A 21,857-nucleotide genomic window follows, 5' to 3' on the forward strand; every position below is an offset into this window, starting at 1 on the left:
AAAGGACTATCCGGCCATGGCGACACCCCGCGACGAGACCCATTTCGGCTATTCGACCATCCCGCTTGCGGACAAGCAGGGGCGGGTCGACGACGTCTTCCATTCCGTCGCCCGCCGCTACGACCTCATGAACGACCTGATGTCGGGCGGGCTGCACCGCGCCTGGAAGGACGCGCTGCTGACTGCCGTAAACCCGCCCAAGGGTGACCGGGCCTTCGCACTGCTCGACCTTGCCGGCGGCACCGGCGACGTCGCCTTTCGCGTGGCGCAGGCCGGCGGTCCCAACACGCGCGTCACCGTCTGCGACATCAACGCCGAGATGCTGGCGGTCGGCGCCGAGCGCGCCGCGCAGCGCGGCCTCGATCACGCCGTCACCTTCGAGCAGGGCAACGCCGAGGAGCTGCCCTATCCCGACAGAAGCTTCGATTGCGTCACCATTGCCTTCGGCATCCGCAACGTGCCGCGCATCGACCGCGCGCTCGCCGAGGCCTACCGCGTGTTGAAGATCGGCGGCCGCTTTCTTTGCCTGGAATTCTCCTCGGTCGACCTGCCCGGGCTCGACGCACTCTACGAGTTCTATTCGTTCAAGGTGATCCCGCGCGTCGGCCAGGCGGTGACCGGCGACCGCGAGGCCTATCAGTACCTCGTCGAGTCGATCCGCAAATTCCCGCGGCCGCAGGCTTTCGCGGGCATGATCGGTGAAGCCGGCTTCCGCCGAGTCAGCTTCCGGCAGATGACCGGCGGCGTCGTGGCGCTGCATTCGGGCTGGAAGTTGTGATCTCGACCGCGGCCCATCTCGTCCGGCTGACGCGCGCGGGCTTCGTGTTCGCGCGCGAGGGCGTGCTCGGCATGGTCGACACGCGCGGCCTGCCGCTGGCGGCGGTGTGGGCGATCAGTCTCGGCCGCATGATCGAGCGCCGCGGCGCCGGCGACGGCACCAGCCGGCTCGGGGCGGCGCTGACGCGCCTCGGACCCACTTACGTCAAGCTCGGCCAGTTCCTCGCCACGCGCCCGGACGTCGTCGGCCCACACATCGCCCGCGACCTCGAAGTGCTCCAAGACAAGATGCCGCCCTTCGGCCAGAAGGAGGCGGAGGCCGTCGTCGCGAAGGCGTTCGAGAAGCCGCTCGCCACGGTCTATGAAAGCTTCGGCCCCTCGGTCGCCGCCGCCTCGATCGCGCAGGTGCACCGCGCCGAAATCATCACGCCGGAGGGCGAGCGCAAGGCCGTGGCGGTGAAGATCGCGCGGCCCGGCATCGAGCGGCGCTTCCGCGTCGATCTCGACGCCTTCTATTTCGCCGCGCGCACCGCCGAACGCTTCTCGGTCGAAGGCCGCCGCCTGCGCCTCATCGAAGTCGTCAACACGCTCGATCGCTCGGTGCGGCTGGAGATGGATTTCCGCCTCGAAGCGGCGGCGCTGTCGGAGATGGCGGAGAACACGCGCGAAGACGCCGACTTCCGCGTGCCCGGCATCGATTGGGACCGCACCGCGCGCGACGTGCTGACGCTGGAATGGATCGACGGCACCTCGCTGAAGGACCGCACCACGCTTGAAGCCAAAGGCTTCGACCTGCCGGCGCTCGGCCGCAGCATCATTCAGAATTTCCTGCGCCACGCGCTGCGCGACGGCTTCTTCCACGCCGACATGCATCCGGGCAATCTGTTCGTCGACGACGACGGACATCTCGTCGCCGTCGACTTCGGCATCATGGGCCGGCTCGGCACGAAGGAGCGGCGCTTCCTCGCCGAGATCCTGTTCGGCTTCATCACCCGCGACTATCACCGCGTCGCGCAGGTGCATTTCGACGCCGGCTACGTGCCGCGGCACCATTCGGTCGACGCCTTCGCGCAGGCAATCCGCGCCATCGGCGAGCCGATCCACAACCGCACCGCCGAAGACATCTCGATGGCCAAGCTGCTGACGCTGCTGTTCGAGGTCACCGGCCTGTTCGACATGCGCACGCGGCCGGAGCTGATCCTGCTGCAGAAGACGATGGTGGTGGTCGAGGGCGTCGCCCGTTCGCTCGATCCGAAGCTCGATATGTGGAAGACGTCCGATCCGGTCGTGCGCGAATGGATTTCGCGCAACCTCGGGCCGATCGGCATGCTCGAGGGCGCGACGCAAGGCGTCGGCGAAATCGGCCGCTTCCTCGCCGACGTGCCGTCCCTGCTCACGCGCACGGGCATGCTGCTCGAGCAGATGGACGAGATCACGCGCGACGGTCTGGTGCTGTCGCCGGACACGATCGAACGCATCGGCGCGGCGGAAGCGCGGCGCAACCGGCCGACGGCGGTGGCGCTGTGGGTGATCGCGGCGCTGCTCGTCACGATTACGTGGGTGCTGATTTAGCTGTACTTCGGCGCCCGTATTTGTGCCCTCTCCCACGAGGGGAGAGCGCACATCGACAGGCGCCGCGTGCGCAGGCAGGCGCTCTGCTAAGGGTTACGCCCGGCCCTCGTAAGCCGCCTCGATCTTGGCGATGTCGATCTTCTTCATCTTCATCATCGCGCCCATGGCGCGGCCGGCCTTCGTCTTCTCCTTGCTGGTCACCATTTCGAGGAGCTTCGTCGGCGTGACCTGCCATGACAGGCCGAACTTGTCCTTGAGCCAGCCGCACGGGCCTTCCTCGCCGCCGCCGGCGGTGAGCGCCGACCAGTAGCGGTCGACCTCGGCCTGCGTCTCGCAGTAGATGATGAACGACACCGACTCGTTGAATTTGAACAACGGCCCGGCGTTCAGCCCGAGAAAGGACTGGCCCTCGAGCTCGAAGGCCACCGTCATGACCGAGCCGGGCTTCTGCCCGTGCTGCTCCTGGCCGACGTCGGTATAGTGTGAGGTGTCGACGATGCGCGAATTCGGAAAGATCGAAACGTAGAAATTCGCCGCCTCCTCGGCCTTGCCGTCGAACCACAGACACGGCGAAATCTTCTGCTTGGAAATGGCCATTTCGATCCTCCACTCTTTCTGCGTTGTTGCGTTGCTTCTCAGCCGGCGTTGATCGCCAGTTGCGCGGCGAAAGCCCGCTTGTAGGCGGGCCGCGCTTCACCGCGCGCGACATAGGCGGCAAGGTTCGGGAATTCGTCCAGGATGCCCGACGCTCTCAGCCTGAGCAGCACCGACGCCATCATCAGGTCACCGGCGCTGAACGCGCCATCGAGCCATTCGGCATCCTTGAGGCGAGCGGACAATTGCTTCAGCCGGCCGCGCACGCGCCCTTCGACCAGAGGCAGGCGCGCCTCACCCCACGGCTTCTCGCGCTCGAACAGCCTGGCGTTGACGAGATCGAGAATGGGCGGCTCCACCGTGTTGACCGCCGCGAACATCCAGGCGATCGCGCGTGCGCGCGCATTGGCGTCGTCGGGCAGCAGGCCGGCGTGACGCTGCGCGATGTGCAGAACGATCGCGCCGGTCTCGAACAGGACGAGATCACCCTCCTCATAGGTCGGAATCTGGCCGAATGGATGAAGCGCCAGATGCGCCGGCTCCTTCATCGTGGCGAAGGAAAGCAGGCGAACCGTGTAAGGCTCGCCCACTTCTTCGAGCGCCCAGCGCACGCGCGTGTCGCGCGCCAAGCCCTTGCCGCCGTCGGGCGATTTCTCGAAGGCGGTGATGGTGATCGTCATCAGCGCCCGTAGTCGAGCTTGGGGTACCACTTCGGATCGCGGCCCTCCGGCGTCGTATCGAGGACGGTCCACAGCGGCATCAGGTCGGGCGCGCCGCGCGGATCCTGGCCGGGATCGGCGGTCGAGAAATCCATCTCGCCGCTCCAGAAGTGACGGATCGTGCCGTCGCGCCGCGTGAACACGTGCAGGCCGGCCCAGTCCTCGCCGTTCTCGCCGACGGCATGGAAGTCGCGGCTGAACTCCTGGCTTGGGTCGGAATAGAGCTTGAGCGCACGCCAACCGCGTTCCTTCTTGAACGCGACCAGGCGCTCGATCGGCGAGCGAGCGATGACGGCCAGCACCGTCCGCTGCATGATGTCCTGCGCCTCGCCGTCCCATGCGCTCAGGAGTGACGTGCACATCGGGCACGGCCGCTCGCGCTGCGGGCCGTACATGTAATTGTAGACGACGAGCGACTGCTTGTCGCCGAACAGGCCTTCGAGACTCACCGGCCCGTTCTCGCCGATGAAGCGATAGTCCTTCATCGGAGCGCCCGGCGGCAACGCGCGCCGCATCTCGGCGACGCGCTCGATGTGACGGCGCAGCTCGATCTCCTCGGCAAGCAGCGCCGTGCGCGCGCGGCGGTATTCGGCGCTCTCGTTCGGGATGCGGACCTTGCAGTTCTCGGCCAGCGTCTTCGTCGGCGTGAGCGCGGTGTGTCCAGACATCGCGTTCGTCCTTTCGATTGAAGACTCGTTGCGCGAATGGCGCCGCGCTTTACGGCATCGCAACGACCATCCAGCCGACGCCGAACTTGTCGGCCACCATGCCGAAGCTCGAGGCGAAGAAGGTCTTCATCAACGGCTGCTGCACCTTGCCGCCATCGCTCAGCGCATCGAAGAAGCGCTTTGCCTCCGCATCGTCCTTGGCCGTGATGGACAGCGAGATGCCTTTGAATTCCGGCTTGCCCTGCGCCATGCCGTCCGAAGCCATGATCGTCGCATCGCCGACCTTGAACGACGCATGCATCACCTTCTCGCCGTCGGGCATCGGACCTTTGCAGCCCTCGCCGGGCGTCTGCGGCGGCGCTTCCTTGAAGCGCATCAGCATCTCGACCTTGGCGCCAAGCGCGGTCTTGTAGAAATTGAGCGCCTCGTCGCAACGGCCGTCGAAAAACAGATAGGGCTGAATCTGCATCGTCTTGTCTCCCGTTCCTGCGCGGGCGGCCGCGGCGCGGGCCCGTCTGTTTTGCTGGGGACGGCGCACTGCCATCCCCGCTTCTTAACTTGACAAATACGTTGATATCAACATAATTAGTCCATGTCAAACGCTGTGGCCGCCAAGCCTGCGACGGCGGAACTCGGGCACGCCGTCACCCTCATGGTGCGCGATCGCTGCCTGTGCCTGCACGTGCAGCGCGCCGCGCGCGCACTGGCGCGCCGCTTCGATGACGTGTTCCGTCCGTTCGATGTGACCAGCGGCCAGTTCTCCCTGCTCATGTCGCTGAACCGCGCGGAGCCGCCGACGCTCGGCAACGTCGCGGCCGTGCTGGCGATGGACCGCACCACGCTCACGGCCGCGCTGAAGCCACTGGAGCGGCGTGGGCTCGTGAAAGTGGCAGTCGACAAGGAAGACCGCCGCAGCCGCCGGCTGTCGCTCACCGCCGCCGGCCGGGCGCTCCTGGCCAAGGCGCTGCCCGCGTGGACGGCGACCCACGACGCGATCGATCAGGAGCTCGGGCCGCATTCACCAGACGATCTGCAGGCGGCGCTGCGGGCGCTGGCCTGACACCCCATGATTGCACTGATTGCAATGCTATCAAAGCAGGGCTAAGCTCAGAGCCGTCCGGAGGTTTCCGATGGCCTCGCTCACCGTCCGCCAGCTCGACGAGCGGCTGAAAAAGCTGCTGCGCATGCGCGCCGCCCGCCATGGCCGCTCCATGGAGGACGAGGTCCGGACCATCCTGGGCGCGGCCGCCGAGGAGGCCGGACACGAGGCGTCGGAGCTCATCAACTCACCCGCCCCGAAGGGGGCGCCGCAGCCCGCCGCGACAAGCGCGCCGCGCGTGCTGCTCATCATCGGCGGCGGCATCGCCGCCTACAAATCGCTCGAGCTCATCCGCCGTCTGAAGGAACGCGGCGTTGCTCTGCGCTGCATCCTGACCCGGGCCGCGACCGAGTTTGTGACTCCGCTTGCCGCCGGTGCATTGGCGGGCGGCCACGTATTCACCGACCTGTTCGATCCGAAGAGCGAGTTCGACGTCGGCCACATCCGCCTCGCGCGCGACGCCGATCTCGTCGTGGTCGCGCCGGCGACCGCCGACCTCATGGCCAAGATGGCGAATGGCCATGCCGACGATCTCGCCACCGCCGTCCTGCTCGCCACGTCGGCGAAGATCCTGCTCGCGCCGGCGATGAACCCGCATATGTGGGCGAACGCGGCGACGCAACGCAACCTGCAACGGCTCGTCGCCGACGGCGCCACCGTCGTTGGACCGAACGAAGGCGAAATGGCGGAAGCCGGCGAACGCGGCCGCGGCCGCATGAGCGAGCCGACCGAAATCGCCGAGGCGGCCATTCGGCTTCTCAGGCCGACGGCGCAGCCGCTCAAGGACAAGCGCGTGCTCATCACCTCCGGGCCGACACACGAGCCGATCGATCCCGTGCGCTACATCGCCAATCGTTCCTCAGGAAAACAGGGACACGCGATTGCTGCGGCGGCCGCCGCCGCCGGCGCGCATGTCACGCTCGTCAGCGGACCGGTGACGATCCCCGATCCGCGGGGCGTCACCGTCGTTCATGTGGAATCGGCGCGCGACATGCTCAAGGCGGTCGAGGATGCGCTGCCCACGGACGTCGCCATCTTCGCCGCCGCGGTGGCCGACTGGCGCGTCGTCAATACCGGCGCGCAGAAGATCAAGAAGAAGCCCGGCGCGGCGACGCCCGAACTGACGCTCACGGAGAACCCGGACATCCTGTCGACCGTCGCGCACCGCAAGACGGGCCGGCCGCCGCTTGTCATCGGTTTTGCCGCCGAGACCGAGAACGTCGTCGCCAATGCCCGCGACAAGCTCGCACGCAAGGGCTGCGACTGGATCCTGGCCAATGACGTGTCGCCCGCGACCGGCATCATGGGCGGAGACATGAACACCATTCAATTCGTGCAGGCCTCGGGTACCGAATCCTGGCCGCCGCAATCGAAGGAGGATGTCGCCCGCATGCTGGTCGACCGCATCGCCACCGCCATGGGGGAAACGGCGCCATGAACGAAATCGAGATACGCGTTCAGAGGTTGCCGCACGCGAGCGGCTTGCCGTTGCCTTCGTACCAGACCGAACACGCGGCCGGCCTCGACCTGCTTGCCGCGCTTCCGGCCGGCGCACCGCTGATGCTGGCGCCGGGCGCCCGCGCTTTGGTCCCGACCGGCCTCGCCATCGCGCTGCCCCCGGGCTTCGAGGCGCAGGTGCGGCCGCGGTCGGGGCTGGCGGTCAAATCGGGCCTGACCGTGCTCAACTCCCCGGGCACCATCGACAGCGATTACCGCGGCGAAGTGCAGGTGCTGCTGATCAATCTGGGCGACGCCCCGGTCCTGCTCGAGCGCGGCATGCGCATCGCCCAGATGGTCATTGCCCCGGTCCAGCGGGCCGTGCTGACCGAAGGTCCAAGCCTCGATCCGACGACCCGCGGCAGCGGCGGCTTCGGCTCGACCGGGACTTGATTGAAATCACGGCGATAGCCCGGTTTTCAGCTAGACGCATTCGGGTACCTATTCTATTACCGCGTATATCGCACAGTGCGTCTGGTGTATTCGCGAAATGTCGCTGGTGTCCCGAAAGGGCCTTCTCGCCATTGCCGCCGTCATGGATGTGGCCATCCATGCGGGCGACCGTCCCGTATCGGCCAAGGCCCTGGCCTCCCGTCATGCCCTGCCGCCCCGGCACCTCGAGCCTGTCCTGCAGGCCCTGGTGCGGGATGGCATCCTCAAGGGCATTCGCGGCCCGCACGGCGGCTACACGCTGGCGCGAGCGCAAAACCATGTGACGGCCGAGGATATCCTGCATGCGGCGGAGTCGACGATGGATGGCGATGAGCCCCCGCTGACGTCGCCGCTCGTCAATACCGTGGTGCGGCCGGCGCTCGACCATGCCGAACGTTCGTTTTCGGCGGTGCTGCGCCAGATCACCATCGAACACATGGTGCAGAAGGCGCGCGCGGCTTAAGCCGGCGCTCTTCATTTGAGCGATTAACCACGTTCACGGTCTGGACTCTTTCGGCCCGATTCCCGAAGCGGGTAAAGTCCTCTGATTCGCGAAACGATGTGGCGGACATCGTTCGCAAATCTGGGGCCATTGGGATGCCGGAGACGATCCGGACGGCGAACGGGAGGCTGCGTTCACGTCCGTGTCGAAACGGACTCGCCGCAGCACTCGTCACCGTCGCGCTTTACTGCACCAGCACACCGGCCGGAGCGGAGCCGGCGCGCCTGATCGATACGTTGGGCGGCGTCATCCTGTCCGCCGATCATCAGAATGTCGCCGCGCTCGCGCTGACTCTGGGACTTGTCTGTTTCAGCGTTCTTGCGGTGATGGTGCTGGTACGCACACGCCGCTCCGCGGGTGAAGCGGCGCTGGTCAGCCGCGACGAGATCGGCGCCTTGCAGGCCGAACGCGATCGCCTCAAAGCCCTACTGCTGGCGGAGCCGCAGGTGCTCGTGGCCTGGAGCGCCGGCGCCGACGTGCCGGAAATCCTCGGCGACACCAACGTCATCGTCCCCGGTGCCACGCAGCAACGCGTGCTGGCTTTCGGCGCCTGGCTCGATGCGGGCGAAGCGCAGCGGATCGAGCAGGCTGTCGAGTTACTGCGGTCGGAAGGCCACGGCTTCACGATGAACGTCACGACGCGCTCCGGCAATCCGGTCGAGGCGGAGGGTCGCGCGATCGGCGGCAGCGCCATCCTGCGCCTGCGCGATATCAGCGGCATGGAGCGCGAACTGATCGAATTGACCGGCCAGCATGAGCGGCTGCGGACGGATCTCGCGCTGATGCGTGGATTGCTGGATGCGCTGCCGACCCCGGTCTGGGCGCGCGACACCGACGGACGGCTCATCTTCGTCAATGCCGCCTATGCCCGCGCCGTCGAAGCCACCGATGCCGGCGACGCCGTGGCGCGCGAGGTCGAGCTGCTCGATCGCACCGGTCGCACGGAAGTCGAGCGGGCGCGCGGCGCCGGCGCGACCTATTCCGGCCGGCTGCCAGCCATCGCCAGAGGCGAGCGCCGCATTTTCGACGTCGTCGATTTGCCGAACGGCGAGGGCAGCGCCGGGATCGCCATCGACCGCACCGAAACGGAGGCGATCCGCGCCGAGCTCGGCCGCATGATCGAAGCGCATCGCCGCGTGCTCGATCAGCTCGCGACCGGCGTCGCAATTTTCAATATCGACCGCAAGCTCACCTTCCACAATGCCGCCTTCCGCCTGCTGTTCGATCTGCAGCCCGCGTTCCTCGAGCAGGCGCCCAGCGACGCGACGCTGCTCGACCGCCTGCGCACGGATCACAAGCTGCCCGAGCAGCAGGATTTCCGGCAGTGGAAGCAGCAGCTTTACGAAGCCTATCGCGCCGTCGAGCCGCAGGAGCACATGTGGCATCTGCCCGACGGGCGCACGTTGCGCGTCGTCACCGCGCCCAATCCCGAAGGCGGTGTGACCTATCTCTATGACGACGTCACCGAGCGGCTCGATATGCATCGCCGCCACGACGCGCTCATCAAGATGCAGCGCGAGACGCTGGACAATCTCGCCGAGGCGGTCGCCGTGTTCGGCAGCGACGGCCGCGTGCGCCTGCACAACCCGGCGTTCCAGCGCATGTGGAAGCTGACGCCGGAGGCGCTCGACCAGCACCCGCATGTCGAGGCCGTCGCGGCGTGGTGCCAGGCCCTGCACGACGACAACGCCGTCTGGCGCAACCTGCGCGGCGCGGTGACCGCCATCGACAGCCGCGAGCCGACGGTGGCGCGCATCGAGCGGCACGACGGCGTCATGATCGACATGACGACGACGCCGCTGCCGGACGGCGCCACGATGGCGACGTTCCAGGACATCACCGACACGGTCAATGTCGAGCGCGCGCTGCGCGAAAAGAACGAGGCGCTGGTCGCGGCCGACGCCATCAAGATCGACTTCGTGCACCACGTCTCGTACGAGCTGCGCTCACCGCTGACCAACATCATCGGCTTCGCGCATTTCCTCGGCGATCAGGCGTTCGGCTCGCTGACCGAGAAGCAGCATGAATATCTCGGCTACCTCACCGCCTCGACCAACGCACTGCTGGCGATCATCAACAACATCCTCGATCTCGCGACCATCGATGCCGGGGCGATGACGCTCAATCTCGGCGAGGTCGATATCCGCGCCACCATGGAAGCGGCGGCCGAAGGCGTGCAGGACCGCCTGGTGAAGAGCAATATCCGGCTCGACATCCGCGCTCAGGCCAATATCGGCAGCATCGTCGCCGACGATCGCCGGCTGCGGCAGGTGCTGTTCAATCTTCTGTCCAACGCCGTCGGCTTCTCGCCGGCCGGCGGGACGGTGACGCTGATCGCCGAACGGCGCCCGGGCGCGATCGCGTTCACCGTGGTCGATCACGGGCCGGGCATTCCGCCGGAGAGCAGGGACAAGGTCTTCGACTGGTTCGAAACCGATCCGCGCGGATCGCAGCATCGCGGGCCGGGGCTGGGCCTCTCGCTCGTGCGCTCGTTCGTCGAACTGCACGGCGGCAACGTCAGCATCGAATCCACGCCCGGCCAGGGCACGACCATCACCTGCCTGTTCCCGGTGTCGGAAGACGTCAAGCAGAGCGCGGCCTGACAAAGCAAAGGCCGGGATCAACTCCCGGCCTTGCTCGACGAACGACTGCCGCCATTACCTGTAGTAGCGATGATGCCGGTCGTGCCGAACGTGCCGATAGTGCACGACAGGCGGCGCATAGCCGACAGGCTGCGCGTGCGGGCCGACATAATGGCCGTCGACGCACTCACCGTGGCTGAGATCGAACAGCGCGTGGAATCCGGCGCACGGATTGAACACGGCGTCGGTCATGGCCAGCGCGCCGATCGCGGCAACGCCGCCGACCGCTATCGAGCCGGCGGTGGTCGTCGGCAGGCCCGCCTCCGGCCACCAGCCGTTATAGGCGCCGAGCGCGACGGTCGTCCCGGCGGCGGCACCGGCGACCACACCGGCCGCGGGCGGATAACCATTCGGACCGCCGCCCCAATAAGGTTGCGCCATTGCCGGCGCAGCCATGCCCGCGGCAACAAGCAGCGAAACTGCAAAAATCGTTTTACGCATTGAAAACTCCTCTTCAGGTCGCAAGGTCACAAAAGCCCTTCCCGCCTCGCAAACGCGGCCTGAGCAGCGACGTTCCGGATTTCACGTGCAAAGACGCGAACGCGCGCGAAGCGTGACGATTGCGTGGCACCGCATCCGAAGCATGCCGCTCGCGCGGTGAAATCGTGACGCCGATGTGGCGACGCCGCCGACGCGCGTGACCATTTTGGGTGGGCAGGGCAATCGCCGCGCTTCACGCCAAACCGCCGATCCGCCGCCGCTTGATCCGCGTGCGGGATTCTGCGAATGACGGCCGTTCGTTCTTTGGGGTTGCATCGTGACGCAGCGCAAGATCCTGATCGCAGGCGCCGGCCTCGGCGGGCTGGCCGCCGCATCGTTTCTCATGCAGGACGGGCACGCCGTCGAGGTCTACGAGCAGGCGGAGCAACTGGAAGAGATCGGCGCCGGCATCCAGATCAGCGCCAATGCGATGCATGCGCTGCGCCATCTCGGACTGGAGGCGGCGATCCGGCAGGCCGGCGTGCGGCCCGGCGCCTACGTGTTCCGGTTGCACGACACCGGTGAGGAGATCCAGCGCTTTGCGCTCTCCGACGAGCACGAGCGGCTGCATGGCGCGCCGTACACGCAACTGCATCGCGCCGACTTCCACGGCATCCTCCTGGACAAAGCGCGCGCGCTCGATCCGGGCGTGGTGCGCCTGAACAAGCGCGTCACCGGTTTCACCGAGGACGCCGAGGGCGTAACGCTCGCGTTTGCCGACGGCTCGAGCGCGCGCGGCGATCTGATCGTCGGCGCCGACGGGTTGAAATCGGCCGTGCGCCGGCAGATCGCCGGCGAAGTGCCGGCCAACTACACCGGCGACGCGGCATGGCGCATCACCGTGCCGGTCGAGCGGTTGCCGCCCGGTCTCGTCGAGCCGGTGATGTCGGTGTTCCTCGGGCCGGGCGGCCACGCCGTCTGCTATTACGTGCGCGGCGGCGCCGTCCTGAACTTCGTCGGCATCGTCGAGACCGACGAGATCTCCGACGAGTCGTGGACCGTGAAGATGCCGTGGGAGCGGCTGAAGGCGGACTATCGCGGCTGGCACCCGATCATCCAGACCGTCATCGACGCGGCCGACCGCGACCAGTGCTATCGCTGGTCGCTGCACAACCGGCTGCCGATTCCGAACTGGAGCACCGCGCGCGCGACGCTGCTCGGCGACGCCGCGCATGCGACCTTGCCGTATCTGGCGCAGGGCGCCGTGATGGCGATCGAGGACGGCGCCGTGCTGATGCGCGCCTTGCGGCAGGAAGCGGACATCGCGGCAGCGCTCAGGCTCTATCAGCGCAACCGCATCGAGCGGACGTCACGCATCGTGTTGCAGTCGAGCGAGAACCGCCGGCGCTTTCATCTGCGGACGGAAGCGGCGATCCGCGCCGAGTTCGCCAGGGCGAACGAGGGCGCGGACCGCAACAACTGGCTCTATTCGTACAACCCGATGACGGTGCCGCTGAGCTGAGCGCCGCTCACTTGCCGGCGATTTTGGCAGCGTCCGCGCGCACGCTCGGATCGACGATCTGCGACACCGGCACCGCCTTCGGGATGACCTTCGCCTTGACGAACAGGTTTTCCATCCACTCGATCCGGTCTTCCGGCAGCGGCAGCGCCGGATCGATCTGTTTCTCCTTGATCGCCTGGTCGTAGATGAACGCCGCGCGCTTGTCGTCGGGCTTGGCGTGCGTCATCTCGTGCGTCAGCTTGACCACGGCGTCCTTGTGGCCTTCCGCGTATTTGTAGGCGTCCATCTCGGCGGCGATGAACTTGACGAGGTCGTCCCGCTTCGAAGCGAGGACCTTGCTGCTGGTGGCGACGCACAGGCGCAGGAAGTTCGGCACCGTCGAACGTGCCGACATCAGCACGTGGATGTTCTTCGGCATGATGGCGACGAACTCGTTCGACACCACCGCGGCGTCGGTGATGCCGGCGACTAGCGACTTGTAGCGGTCGAGGTCGGCGCCCTGCGTCGCGAACTTCACCTCCGAGACGGGAATGTTGTTGGCGTCGAGCATGCCCTTGAACACCAGATCGGGCAGCGAGCCGGGCGACGAGATCGCCACGGTGTGACCTTTCAGGTCGGCCGGCGTCTTGATCGTGTCCTTGGCGAGCACGACCTGCGGCATGCCCGGCCAGGTGCAGCCGACGATCTTGACGCCGGTGCCGCGCGCGCCGGCGACGATCGCCTCGGCCGCGCCCATGTCGACGCTGTCGATTTCGCCGGCGACCAACGCCTTCATCAGGGTCGCGCCGGCCTTGATCTGGGTGAGTTCGACTTTGAGGCCGTGCTTCTTGGCGAAATCGCCGCTCGCCACCATGCCGATGATGCCGGAGTCGGCCTTGGCCTCGAGGATGCCGTGCTTCCAGACGTGCTCCTGCGCGTTGGCGGTAGTGAAGCTCGCCAGCAACAGCGTCGCGGCTGCGACGGCGGATTTTGACAAAATGGACATGCGCGTCCCTCCCGAATGTTGTTGTTGCGGCGCCGGTTGCCCGGGCCGTTGTCTCCGGAGACGCACGTTACGGAAGCCGCTCCGGCCTCGCAATGCTAGATCCGGTATTCGCCGCCGCGCTTGCGGCCCTGATCGACGTTGAGGAACAAATCGTCGGGCGTCAGCCGCCGGCGAATGAGGCCCTGGCCATGCGAATAGCCGACCAGCGTCTCGAGATTGCGCCGGTTCTTTTCGGTGAGCCCGTACTCCCACGGATCGGGACCGAGCACGGCTTGTTGCTCCTCCCATGCCGCACGGTACCAGGCGAGCGGCACGATGCGGGGGTTGGCCATCCGTTTCATGGCGGTCGCCTTCGCGGCGTTCAAGGCGCGGAACAGATTGACTGCCAGCCAGGGGTACGCATCGGCAATCTCCTTGCGGATGCCGGTCACGTGCATGATCGGGAAGATGCCGGTCTTCTGGAAATAGGCCATCTCCTCCGCCTTGTGATCGGGAAACAGGCGCCCGACGCGCGGATCGCCGGCGAGGAACGGCTTGATGATGTCGGCGTGAAACACGGCGTCGAGCTCACCTTCCGCCAGCATCGTCTCGACCGATTTGTTGTCCGGCAGGCGCGACACCTTGACGTCCGCCGTCAACTGCACGTCGTCGTCGAGCTCGGCAAACCATTCGATGCTGTCGAGCGGGACGCCATAGTGCTCCTGCAGGATGCCTCGCATCCACAATACAGCGGTCGTCATCAGCGTTTTGACGCCGATACGCTTGCCACGCAGGTCGGCGGGCTTGCTGATACCCTTGCCAGTGTTGATGAACATGAAGCCGTGGCGGAAGCGTCGGTGCAGGAACACCGGGATGGCGCGCACCGGCCAGTCGCGATCGCGCGCCGCCAGATAGGACGAGGCCGAGACCTCGGCGATGTCGAATTCGTTGTTGCGCAGGAAGCGCCAATGCCGCGTCGCCGAATCCATGTCGGTCAGGATGGTGAGGTCGACACCGTCGACTTCGACCGTACCGTCGAGCAATGCGCGCACGCTCTCGTATTCGCCGCAAGCGAGCGTCAGTCTCACATTTTTGGACATAGGCCTCTCCCTCCCCCGTGCGCCGCCAGATTGACTGCGCCGCCTCAGTGCCCCGTCGCCACCGCCGCAAGCCGCACCGGGTCAGGCAAACTATTGCCGCGCCAGACGACATGCATGTCCGGCCGCAGCAGCAGCAGATCGTGACCGTAGATCTCGCGCGGCCGCTCGTCGGCAATGTCGAGAACCGCGAACGGTGCGCGATGCGTCGCAAAGGCCTTGGCCAGTGCCTCGCTGTTCGCCTGCGAGCGTCCGAGGCGCAGCAGCGTGTAGCCGTCGCCGATCAGGTCCTGCATCGCGCGGCCGTCGTCGAGCCACGCATGCGGCAACCGCGCACCGGGCCACGTCGACGGCACGTAATGCATGAATTCGTCCGGCGGACCCTCGCCCGGCTCCTCGCAGATGATGGGCGAGCCGCGGTAGCGATAGCCGAGCTCGGCGCCGATCATCTCATTGCTCTTGCGCTGCTCGACGTCCGCGATGCGCACGAGGTTGGCGCGCGCCGCCTCGCCTTCCGGGGTCTTGTCGTTGATTTCCGGCTTCCAGGCCGAACGCCAGGCGCGCCGCCCGCGCGAAGCCTGCCGCGAGGCCTCGACGTTGCGGATGCCGATCTGGCGCCGCTCGGTCTCGTAGGAGGCGAGCAGGTTCGGTCCGCCCCAGCCCTGCAACGTGGCGGCGAGCTTCCACGCCAGATCGACGGCGTCGCCGACGCCGCTGTTCATGCCAAGGCCGCCGGTCGGGATGACGAGATGCACCGCGTCGCCGGCGAGGAAGACGCGGTCCTGGCCGTAGTTGTCGGCGACCAGCAAATTCTGCCGCCACGGCGCGCAGGACAGCATCTCGTATTTGACCGGCATCGCCACGGTCTTTTCGAACATGCGCTTCATGTCCTCGTCGCTGTCGACGACGGCATGCAGCGTGAAGTGCCTGGTCGAATCCTGGACGATCAGGAAGGTCGCGTGGTTATCGGCCACGTGATAGTGCCGCCCTTTGCCGATCGGGATGCGATCGAACAGGTCCTCGCAATAATAGAGCGCCTGCCGCAGTTGCAGCAGGTTGGCTTCGCCCTGCAGCTTGATGCCGATCTGGCGCCGCACATTGCTCGAACCGCCGTCGCAGCCGACGAGATAGTCGCCGCTGATCTCGACGACACTGCCGTCCTTGGTCTTCACCTTGGCGGTAACACCGCCGGCGTCCTGCGCGAAGGAGACGAATTCGTGCGCGTAGCGCACGTCGACGCTGGGCAGCCCTTCCGCCACCGATTTGAGCAGCGGCTCGAGGGTGTATTGCGAAATGAGCTGGTAGGGCTCGAGCGGCAGCGTGCCGTCGTTGTGCGATTCGATCTCCGCCTGCGCCTCCGCCACCGAGGGATAGGGCAGACGCAGCAGCGGCGGCTCGATCAGCGACGTGATGATGAACACGTCCATCGGCACGTCGCGCGGATAGCCGGCCTCGCGAATCTTTTTCGCAATGCCGAAGCGGCGGTAGATCTCCATGGTGCGCGCGTTGCAGCGCTCCATCTTCGGGAGAAACTGCGGCGCGTCTTTCTGCTCAAGGAGGATGCAACGAATGCCGCGGCGGCCGAGGTCGATGGCGAGCGTCAGACCGACAGGACCGGCGCCGACGATGATGACTTGCGTATCCAAACGACAACTCACGCTGTTCGGGAGGGAGGGTCTTCCCTAGCATCGCGAGTGCCATTCGAAAAGTGGCCCGTTCCGGTCCGGGCCGCCGCGGATGCGGTCCGGGCTCAGCTACCGCTCGTCTGGCTCCCTCGCGCAGCCCCGTCTATAAAGTTGCGGCAACGCGGATGATTCGATGTCTTCCACCAGTTCCGGCGGCTACAGCTTCACCGCCCTGCTCGCGGACGAGACCGCCACGCGCCGCCTCATGCTCGACATCGCCGCGCTGATCGAGCCGGGCGACCTGATCACGCTCTCCGGCGACCTCGGCGCGGGGAAAAGCACCTTCGCCCGCGCCTTCATCCGCCACGCCGCCGGCGACGAGACGATCGAGGTGCCGAGCCCGACCTTCACGCTGATGCAGAGCTACGATCTGCCGCCTTACCGGCTGCTGCACGCCGACCTCTATCGCATCGGCAACGCCGACGAGTTGGCGGAGCTCGGCTTCGACGAGCTGCGCGAGGGCGCGGTGACCCTGCTGGAATGGCCCGATCGCGCCGAAGCGCTGCTGCCGCCGGACCGGCTCGACGTGGCGCTGACTTTGGCGCCCGACAAGGGCCCGACCGTGCGTCATGTCCGCGTGACAGGTTTCGGGGTGTTCGCCGCCCGCGCCGAACGCATGGCGCGCATCCGGGCGTTTCTCGCCGCCAACGGCTTCGCGCAGGCGTCGCGCAAGCGCATCCAGGGCGACGCCTCGACGCGCTCCTACGAGCGGCTGATGCGCGACGGCATCTCCTACATCCTGATGAACTCGCCACGGCGGCCGGACGGCCCGCCGGTACGCGACGGCAAGCCCTACAGCGCGATCGCGCACCTCGCCGAGAGCGTGACGCCGTTCATCGCCGTGGCGCGCGGGCTCACCGAGCGCGGCTTCTCGGCGCCGCAGATCTTCGCCGCCGATCGCGAAGCCGGCCTCATCGTGCTGGAGGATCTCGGCGGCGATCTGGTCGTCGCAGGCGATCCGCCGGCGCCGATCGAGGAACGCTATGGCGTCGCGGCCGATGTGCTCGCGGCACTGCACGGCATGGAATTGCCAGACCTGCTGCCGGTCGAGCCCGGACTCGATTATCAATTGCCCGGCTACGACATGCAGGCGCTGCTGATCGAGGCCGAGCTGCTGCTCGACTGGTATCTGCCGAAGTTCAACGCCACCATTTCGGGCGCCGGCCGCGACAAGTTCCTCGAACTCTGGCACGACGCGCTGACGCCGGCGCTGGAGGCGCCCGCGACCTGGGTGCTGCGCGATTATCATTCGCCCAACCTCTTGTGGCTGCCGCAGCGCGAGGGCGTTGCACGCGTCGGCCTCCTGGATTTCCAGGACGCGGTGATGGGACCGGCCGCCTACGACGTCGCGTCGCTGTTGCAGGATGCGCGTGTCGACGTGCCGGAGGCGCTGGAGATCGCGCTGCTGACGCGGTACTCGCGTGCGCGCCACGCCGCCGATCCGTCATTCGACGCGAAACATTTTGCGCAGCTCTACGCCACCATGGCGGCGCAGCGCGCCACCAAGATCCTCGGCATCTTCGCGCGGCTGGAGAAGCGCGACCACAAGCCGCAATATTTGCGTCACATGCCGCGCGTATGGGCCTATCTTCGCCGTTCGCTGGCGCATCCGGCGCTGGAGACGCTGCAAAGCTGGTATCGCGTGCACGTACCGGCGCTGAGGACGTAAGGGATGGTCTCGATACCGCGCACGGCCATGGTGCTCGCGGCCGGTCTCGGCACGCGCATGCGGCCGCTGACCGATACGAAGCCGAAGCCACTGATCGAAGTTGCCGGCAAGCCGTTGCTCGACCACGTGCTCGACCGCCTCGCCGAGGCCGGCGTCGAACGCGCCGTGGTCAACGTGCATTATCTCGCCGAGCAGATCATCATGCACACGAAGTCGCGCACGAAGCCGCGCGTCACCATCTCCGACGAGCGCGGGCTTTTGCTCGGCACCGGCGGCGGCGTGGTCAAGGCGCTGGCCGAGCTCGGCACCGCGCCGTTCTTCCACATCAACAGCGACACGATCTGGATCGACGGCGTCACGCCGAACCTGACGCGGCTCACGCAAGCCTTCGACGCCGCGACCATGGACGCGCTGCTGCTGCTGGCGCCCACCACGGGCAGCATCGGCTATGCCGGCCGCGGCGACTTCGCCATGGCGCCGGACGGCCGCCTCAACCGCCGCGCCGAGCGCGAGGTGGCGCCGTTCGTCTATGCCGGCGCCGCGATCCTGTCCCCGGCGATGTTCAAGGGCGCGCCGCAGGGCGAATTCTCCCTCACCGACCTGTTCGACCGCGCCGCCGACGTCGGCCGCCTGCACGGTCTGCGCCTCGAAGGTCTGTGGATGCACGTGGGTACGCCCGAGGCCGTGGGCGAAGCGGAAGCGGCGATCCGCAAAAGCGCATCGTAGTTCGCGCTCTGGTATATGCTCGCGCCCATGCCGGCGAGTCGCGTCAACGTCTTCACCATTCCCGCTTCGGCGCCGTTCCTGACGGTACTGATCGATGCGCTGCGCGAGGGCCGGCTCGTGCCCGGCTTCCCGACGAGCAGCGATCCGCTGGCGCTTGCGCACGCCACCATCTACCTGCCGACGCGGCGCGCCTGCCGCCTCGCCCGCGACGTGTTCCTCGAGCGGCTCGGCACCGACGCAGCGATCCTGCCGCGCATCGTGCCGCTCGGCGACATCGACGAGGACGAGATCGCCTTCGCCGAGGCCGCCACCGCCGAGCTCGCGGAAGCGGCGCTTGATATCCCGCCGGCGATTGCGCCGCTCGAGCGCCGGCTGCTGCTCGCCGAGCTGATCCTCAAGTGGGCCAATTCGCCGGAAATGCGCGGCGCCGAGGGATCGCCGCTGGTCGCCAACACGCCGTCCACCGCGCTCGGCCTCGCCGACGACCTGGCGCGGCTGATGGACGACATGACGACGCGGCAGGTCGGCTGGGACAAGCTCGACACGCTCGTCCCCGACGATCTCGATACCTATTGGCAGCGCTCGCTGCGTTTCCTGACGATCGCGCGCGACGCTTGGCCGGCAATCCGCGCCGAGCGCGGCGCCATCGAGGCGGCCGAGCGCCGCGACCTGCTGATCGAGGCCGAAGCCAAGCGCCTGGCCGGCTCGGACGCACCGGTCATCGCCGCCGGCTCGACCGGTTCGATGCCGGCGACCGCCAAGCTGCTCGCCACCATTGCCGCGCTGCCGCACGGCGCCGTGGTGCTGCCCGGCCTCGACACGCACCTCGACGAGCCGTCATGGCAGATGATCGCCGGCAACGACGGCGACAAGACGCATGACGGCCTGCCCGCCGCCGGCCATCCGCAATTCGCCATGCAGGCGCTGCTCGCGCGCATCGGCATCGCGCGCAGCGAGGTGATAGCGCTCGCGCCGGCGGCACCGCGCGACGCGCTGCTGTCGGAAGCGTTGCGCCCGGCGGCGACCACCGAGCACTGGCAGCTGAGCCGCGCCGGCGACGCATTCGGATCAAGCGCCGATGCCGCCGTCGCCGGGCTGTCGCTCATCGAAGCCGCCAATGCCGAAGAGGAAGCGCTGGCCATCGCGGTCTGCCTGCGCGAGGCGGTGGAGACGCCAGGCAAGCGCGCTGCGCTGGTGACGCCCGACCGCACTTTGGCGCGGCGCGTGATCGCCGCGCTCGAACGCTGGCGCGTGCCGGTCGACGACTCCGGCGGCGACGCGCTCGCCGACACGCCGGCCGGCGCCGTCGCGCGACTCACTGCCGAAGCGGCGCTCAAAGGCCTCGAACCCGTCACGCTGCTGGCGCTGCTCAAGCATCCACTGCTGCGGCTCGGGCAGGACGCCGGCGCCAACGCGCATGCGACGTCGGTGCTGGAGCGCGCGCTGTTGCGCGGGCCGCGGCCAAAGCCGGGCTGCGATGGTCTGGCGCACGCGCTCGCCACCTTCCGCGACACGCGCGACGACATGCATCGCAGCGATCCGCGCTGGCTGATCGAGGAGAACGATCTCGATGCGGCGGCGGCACTGATCGAAAAGCTCGCGGCCGCGCTCGCGCCGCTGGAGACGCTGCCGCGCGGTGATCATGCGCTGGCGAACCTGGCCGCCGCGCATCGCAAGGCCATCGAGATGCTGTCGCGCGACGCCGAAGGCATCGCCGCCGCTTTCGACAATCATGACGGCATCGCGCTGGCGCGTGCCTTCGAGGACATCCTCACGGCGCCGGCCGCCGCGAGCCTGGCGCTCGCCGCCCGCGACTACGTCGAGGTCTTCCACGCCGCCATCGCCGACCGCGTCGTGCGCCGCCCGGACGTGCGCGACGTGCGCGTGCACATTTACGGCCCGCTCGAAGCGCGCTTGCAGTCGATCGACCGCGTCGTGCTCGGCGCGCTCAACGAGGCGACCTGGCCGCCGGAGACACGCAGCGATCCCTGGCTCAGCCGGCCGATGCGGCGGCAGCTCGGGCTCGATCCGCCGGAGCGCCGCATCGGCCTGTCCGCGCACGACTTCGCGCAGGCGCTCGGCATGACCGAGGTGGTGCTGTCGCGGGCGCAGAAACTCGCCGGCGCACCGACGGTGACGTCGCGCTTCGTGCAGCGCATCGCCGCGCTCGTCGGCAAGGACAACTGGAAGCAGGTCGTGCGGCGCGGAGCGGACTACGTTGCGCTCGCGCGCGCGCTCGACGAGCCGCAGGCGGTCACGCCGGCGAAGCGGCCAGCGCCGACGCCGCCGCTTGCGGCGCGGCCGACGCGGCTCTCGGTCACCGCCATCGAAGACTGGCTGCGTGACCCTTACACCATCTACGCGAGGCACATTCTCAACCTGCATCCGCTCGAGGAGGTCGACACGCCGCCGGGCGCGCGCGACCGTGGCACCGTCATTCATGGCGCCATCGGCGATTATTCGCGCCTGTTCGCGAGCGCAGCGCCGGCCGATCCGCTCGCCGAGCTCATCAAGCTCGGCGAAGAGAAGTTCAAGCCGTTCGCCGACTATCCGGAGGCGAAGGCCTTCTGGTGGCCGCGTTACCTGCGCATCGCCGACTGGTTCGCACGCTGGGACCTGCAACGCCGCGCCGGGCTTGCCGCGCTCTTCGCCGAAATCCGCGGCGAATTGAAATTCCGGGTCGGCCAGCGCGAGTTCACGCTGTCCGGCATCGCCGACCGCATTGAACGCTTGAGCGACGGCAGCTACGCCATCATCGACTACAAGACCGGACAGGCGCGCACCGAGAAACAGGTGCGCACGGGGCTCGCGCCGCAACTGACGCTCGAAGCCGCGATCCTGCGCGCGAGTGGCTTCGGCTCCATCACGCCCGGCGCGGTGTCCGAGATTGCCTACATCACCGTGCGCGGCGGCGAGCCGCCAGGCGTGCCCTGCCCGATCGACTTCAAGGAGGGAACGGGCACGCCGGACGAGCACGCCGCGCACGCGCTGGCGCGGCTGAAGGCGCTGGCAGCGGACTTCGAGAATCCCAACACGCCGTACTACTCGCTCGTGCATCCGATGTGGAAAACGCATTACGGCGACTACGACCACCTCGCGCGCGTCAAGGAATGGTCGCTCGCCGGCGGCGGCGAGGGGGGCGAGGGATGATGCTTGCAAGCCGTGTTTTTGTTGCAGCGACGGCGCCGCCTGCTCCCCTCCCCCCACGCGCACTTGCGCGTGGCGGGGAGGGGTCGGGGGTGGGGGGCGGCGGCGCAGAAACACGCACAAAG

At 67.6% G+C, this 21,857-nt stretch carries 19 protein-coding genes; 11 read left to right on the plus strand and 8 right to left on the minus strand.

The window, feature by feature from the left end; all coding sequences use genetic code 11:
- Positions 1-16 precede the first annotated feature (16 nt).
- Complete coding sequence (gene ubiE / locus VGV41_RS04820; RefSeq protein ID WP_326862529.1) at positions 17-778, plus strand: bifunctional demethylmenaquinone methyltransferase/2-methoxy-6-polyprenyl-1,4-benzoquinol methylase UbiE; 762 nt, start codon at positions 17-19, stop codon at positions 776-778.
- The gene (gene ubiB, locus VGV41_RS04825; protein ID WP_326862530.1) at positions 775-2,349 is read left to right on the plus strand and encodes a 2-polyprenylphenol 6-hydroxylase; all 1,575 of its coding nucleotides are present in this window, start codon (positions 775-777) and stop codon (positions 2,347-2,349) included. The genes ubiE and ubiB overlap by 4 nt, the downstream gene beginning before the upstream one ends.
- Before the next feature lie 93 nt (positions 2,350-2,442).
- Here ubiB and VGV41_RS04830 read toward each other — a convergent pair whose 3' ends face one another.
- The 4 genes from VGV41_RS04830 to VGV41_RS04845 are packed head-to-tail and all read right to left on the minus strand — an operon-like array spanning position 2,443 to position 4,799.
- Positions 2,443-2,946, minus strand: a complete 504-nt coding sequence (locus VGV41_RS04830; RefSeq protein ID WP_326862531.1) for a VOC family protein — start codon at positions 2,944-2,946, stop codon at positions 2,443-2,445.
- Between the two features lie 38 nt (positions 2,947-2,984).
- Positions 2,985-3,623 carry a glutathione S-transferase family protein gene (locus tag VGV41_RS04835; RefSeq protein WP_326862532.1) on the minus strand — a complete coding sequence of 213 codons (639 nt, stop codon included), beginning with the start codon at positions 3,621-3,623 and terminating at the stop codon, positions 2,985-2,987.
- Positions 3,623-4,330: a DUF899 family protein gene (locus tag VGV41_RS04840; RefSeq protein ID WP_326862533.1), complete on the minus strand. Its 708-nt coding sequence runs from the start codon at positions 4,328-4,330 to the stop codon at positions 3,623-3,625. The genes VGV41_RS04835 and VGV41_RS04840 overlap by 1 nt, the downstream gene beginning before the upstream one ends.
- 49 nt (positions 4,331-4,379) lie before the next feature.
- Positions 4,380-4,799 (minus strand): VOC family protein, encoded by a 420-nt coding sequence (locus VGV41_RS04845; protein ID WP_326862534.1) that lies wholly within the window; start codon positions 4,797-4,799, stop codon positions 4,380-4,382.
- A 123-nt stretch (positions 4,800-4,922) separates the two neighbouring features.
- On the opposite strand from VGV41_RS04845, the gene VGV41_RS04850 reads away from it, so the two are divergent.
- The 5 genes from VGV41_RS04850 (at position 4,923) to VGV41_RS04870 (ending at position 10,463) form a co-directional block, all read left to right on the plus strand.
- Positions 4,923-5,390 (plus strand): MarR family transcriptional regulator, encoded by a 468-nt coding sequence (locus VGV41_RS04850; RefSeq protein ID WP_326862535.1) that lies wholly within the window; start codon positions 4,923-4,925, stop codon positions 5,388-5,390.
- Positions 5,391-5,460: 70 nt separating this feature from the next.
- On the plus strand, positions 5,461-6,867 hold the full coding sequence (gene coaBC, locus VGV41_RS04855; protein WP_326862536.1) for a bifunctional phosphopantothenoylcysteine decarboxylase/phosphopantothenate--cysteine ligase CoaBC: 1,407 nt from the start codon (positions 5,461-5,463) through the stop codon (positions 6,865-6,867).
- The gene (dut, locus tag VGV41_RS04860) at positions 6,864-7,319 is read left to right on the plus strand and encodes a dUTP diphosphatase (protein WP_326862537.1); all 456 of its coding nucleotides are present in this window, start codon (positions 6,864-6,866) and stop codon (positions 7,317-7,319) included. The genes coaBC and dut overlap by 4 nt, the downstream gene beginning before the upstream one ends.
- A gap of 97 nt (positions 7,320-7,416) precedes the next feature.
- On the plus strand, positions 7,417-7,821 hold the full coding sequence (locus tag VGV41_RS04865; protein ID WP_326862538.1) for an Rrf2 family transcriptional regulator: 405 nt from the start codon (positions 7,417-7,419) through the stop codon (positions 7,819-7,821).
- 134 nt (positions 7,822-7,955) lie between these two features.
- Complete coding sequence (locus tag VGV41_RS04870; protein ID WP_326862539.1) at positions 7,956-10,463, plus strand: PAS-domain containing protein; 2,508 nt, start codon at positions 7,956-7,958, stop codon at positions 10,461-10,463.
- A gap of 54 nt (positions 10,464-10,517) precedes the next feature.
- On the opposite strand, the gene VGV41_RS04875 is transcribed toward VGV41_RS04870, so the two are convergent.
- Positions 10,518-10,943: a hypothetical protein gene (locus VGV41_RS04875; protein ID WP_326862540.1), complete on the minus strand. Its 426-nt coding sequence runs from the start codon at positions 10,941-10,943 to the stop codon at positions 10,518-10,520.
- A gap of 316 nt (positions 10,944-11,259) precedes the next feature.
- Between VGV41_RS04875 and VGV41_RS04880 the strand changes: the two genes are divergently transcribed.
- On the plus strand, positions 11,260-12,444 hold the full coding sequence (locus VGV41_RS04880) for an FAD-dependent monooxygenase (RefSeq protein ID WP_326862541.1): 1,185 nt from the start codon (positions 11,260-11,262) through the stop codon (positions 12,442-12,444).
- Between the two features lie 7 nt (positions 12,445-12,451).
- Here the strand turns inward: VGV41_RS04880 and VGV41_RS04885 are convergent, their stop codons facing one another.
- From VGV41_RS04885 to VGV41_RS04895, 3 genes are all read right to left on the minus strand, one after another.
- Positions 12,452-13,429: an ABC transporter substrate-binding protein gene (locus VGV41_RS04885; RefSeq protein ID WP_326862542.1), complete on the minus strand. Its 978-nt coding sequence runs from the start codon at positions 13,427-13,429 to the stop codon at positions 12,452-12,454.
- Positions 13,430-13,524: 95 nt separating this feature from the next.
- Positions 13,525-14,508, minus strand: a complete 984-nt coding sequence (locus VGV41_RS04890; protein ID WP_326862543.1) for a PhnD/SsuA/transferrin family substrate-binding protein — start codon at positions 14,506-14,508, stop codon at positions 13,525-13,527.
- Positions 14,509-14,552: 44 nt separating this feature from the next.
- Positions 14,553-16,151 (minus strand): FAD-dependent monooxygenase, encoded by a 1,599-nt coding sequence (locus VGV41_RS04895; RefSeq protein WP_326862544.1) that lies wholly within the window; start codon positions 16,149-16,151, stop codon positions 14,553-14,555.
- 172 nt (positions 16,152-16,323) lie between these two features.
- Here VGV41_RS04895 and tsaE point away from each other — a divergent pair, with 172 nt between their 5' ends.
- Genes tsaE through addB form a run of 3 tightly spaced genes read left to right on the plus strand, consistent with a single transcriptional unit; the run spans position 16,324 to position 21,735 of the window.
- A complete protein-coding gene (tsaE, locus tag VGV41_RS04900; RefSeq protein WP_326862545.1) occupies positions 16,324-17,859 on the plus strand; it encodes a tRNA (adenosine(37)-N6)-threonylcarbamoyltransferase complex ATPase subunit type 1 TsaE in 1,536 nt (511 codons plus the stop codon).
- Positions 17,860-17,862: 3 nt separating this feature from the next.
- Positions 17,863-18,585, plus strand: coding sequence for a nucleotidyltransferase family protein (locus VGV41_RS04905; protein ID WP_326862546.1), 723 nt, complete (start codon positions 17,863-17,865; stop codon positions 18,583-18,585).
- A gap of 27 nt (positions 18,586-18,612) precedes the next feature.
- Entirely contained in the window at positions 18,613-21,735 is a 3,123-nt protein-coding gene (gene addB, locus VGV41_RS04910) for a double-strand break repair protein AddB (protein WP_326862547.1), read from the plus strand.
- Positions 21,736-21,857 lie beyond the last annotated feature (122 nt).

The organism is Pseudolabrys sp. (genome assembly GCF_035943735.1).
Lineage (GTDB): Bacteria > Pseudomonadota > Alphaproteobacteria > Rhizobiales > Xanthobacteraceae > Pseudolabrys.

Coding starts and splice junctions, on each gene's coding strand:
- VGV41_RS04905 (WP_326862546.1), top strand. CDS start 17,863: ATGGTCTCGATACCGCGCACGGCCATGGTGCTCGCGGCCGGTCTCGGC.
- VGV41_RS04835 (WP_326862532.1), bottom strand. CDS start 3,623: ATGACGATCACCATCACCGCCTTCGAGAAATCGCCCGACGGCGGCAAG.
- VGV41_RS04845 (WP_326862534.1), bottom strand. CDS start 4,799: ATGCAGATTCAGCCCTATCTGTTTTTCGACGGCCGTTGCGACGAGGCG.
- ubiE (WP_326862529.1), top strand. CDS start 17: ATGGCGACACCCCGCGACGAGACCCATTTCGGCTATTCGACCATCCCG.
- VGV41_RS04865 (WP_326862538.1), top strand. CDS start 7,417: ATGTCGCTGGTGTCCCGAAAGGGCCTTCTCGCCATTGCCGCCGTCATG.
- VGV41_RS04840 (WP_326862533.1), bottom strand. CDS start 4,330: ATGTCTGGACACACCGCGCTCACGCCGACGAAGACGCTGGCCGAGAAC.
- VGV41_RS04850 (WP_326862535.1), top strand. CDS start 4,923: ATGTCAAACGCTGTGGCCGCCAAGCCTGCGACGGCGGAACTCGGGCAC.
- coaBC (WP_326862536.1), top strand. CDS start 5,461: ATGGCCTCGCTCACCGTCCGCCAGCTCGACGAGCGGCTGAAAAAGCTG.
- tsaE (WP_326862545.1), top strand. CDS start 16,324: ATGTCTTCCACCAGTTCCGGCGGCTACAGCTTCACCGCCCTGCTCGCG.
- addB (WP_326862547.1), top strand. CDS start 18,613: ATGCCGGCGAGTCGCGTCAACGTCTTCACCATTCCCGCTTCGGCGCCG.
- VGV41_RS04885 (WP_326862542.1), bottom strand. CDS start 13,429: ATGTCCATTTTGTCAAAATCCGCCGTCGCAGCCGCGACGCTGTTGCTG.
- dut (WP_326862537.1), top strand. CDS start 6,864: ATGAACGAAATCGAGATACGCGTTCAGAGGTTGCCGCACGCGAGCGGC.
- VGV41_RS04875 (WP_326862540.1), bottom strand. CDS start 10,943: ATGCGTAAAACGATTTTTGCAGTTTCGCTGCTTGTTGCCGCGGGCATG.
- VGV41_RS04870 (WP_326862539.1), top strand. CDS start 7,956: ATGCCGGAGACGATCCGGACGGCGAACGGGAGGCTGCGTTCACGTCCG.
- VGV41_RS04830 (WP_326862531.1), bottom strand. CDS start 2,946: ATGGCCATTTCCAAGCAGAAGATTTCGCCGTGTCTGTGGTTCGACGGC.
- VGV41_RS04890 (WP_326862543.1), bottom strand. CDS start 14,508: ATGTCCAAAAATGTGAGACTGACGCTCGCTTGCGGCGAATACGAGAGC.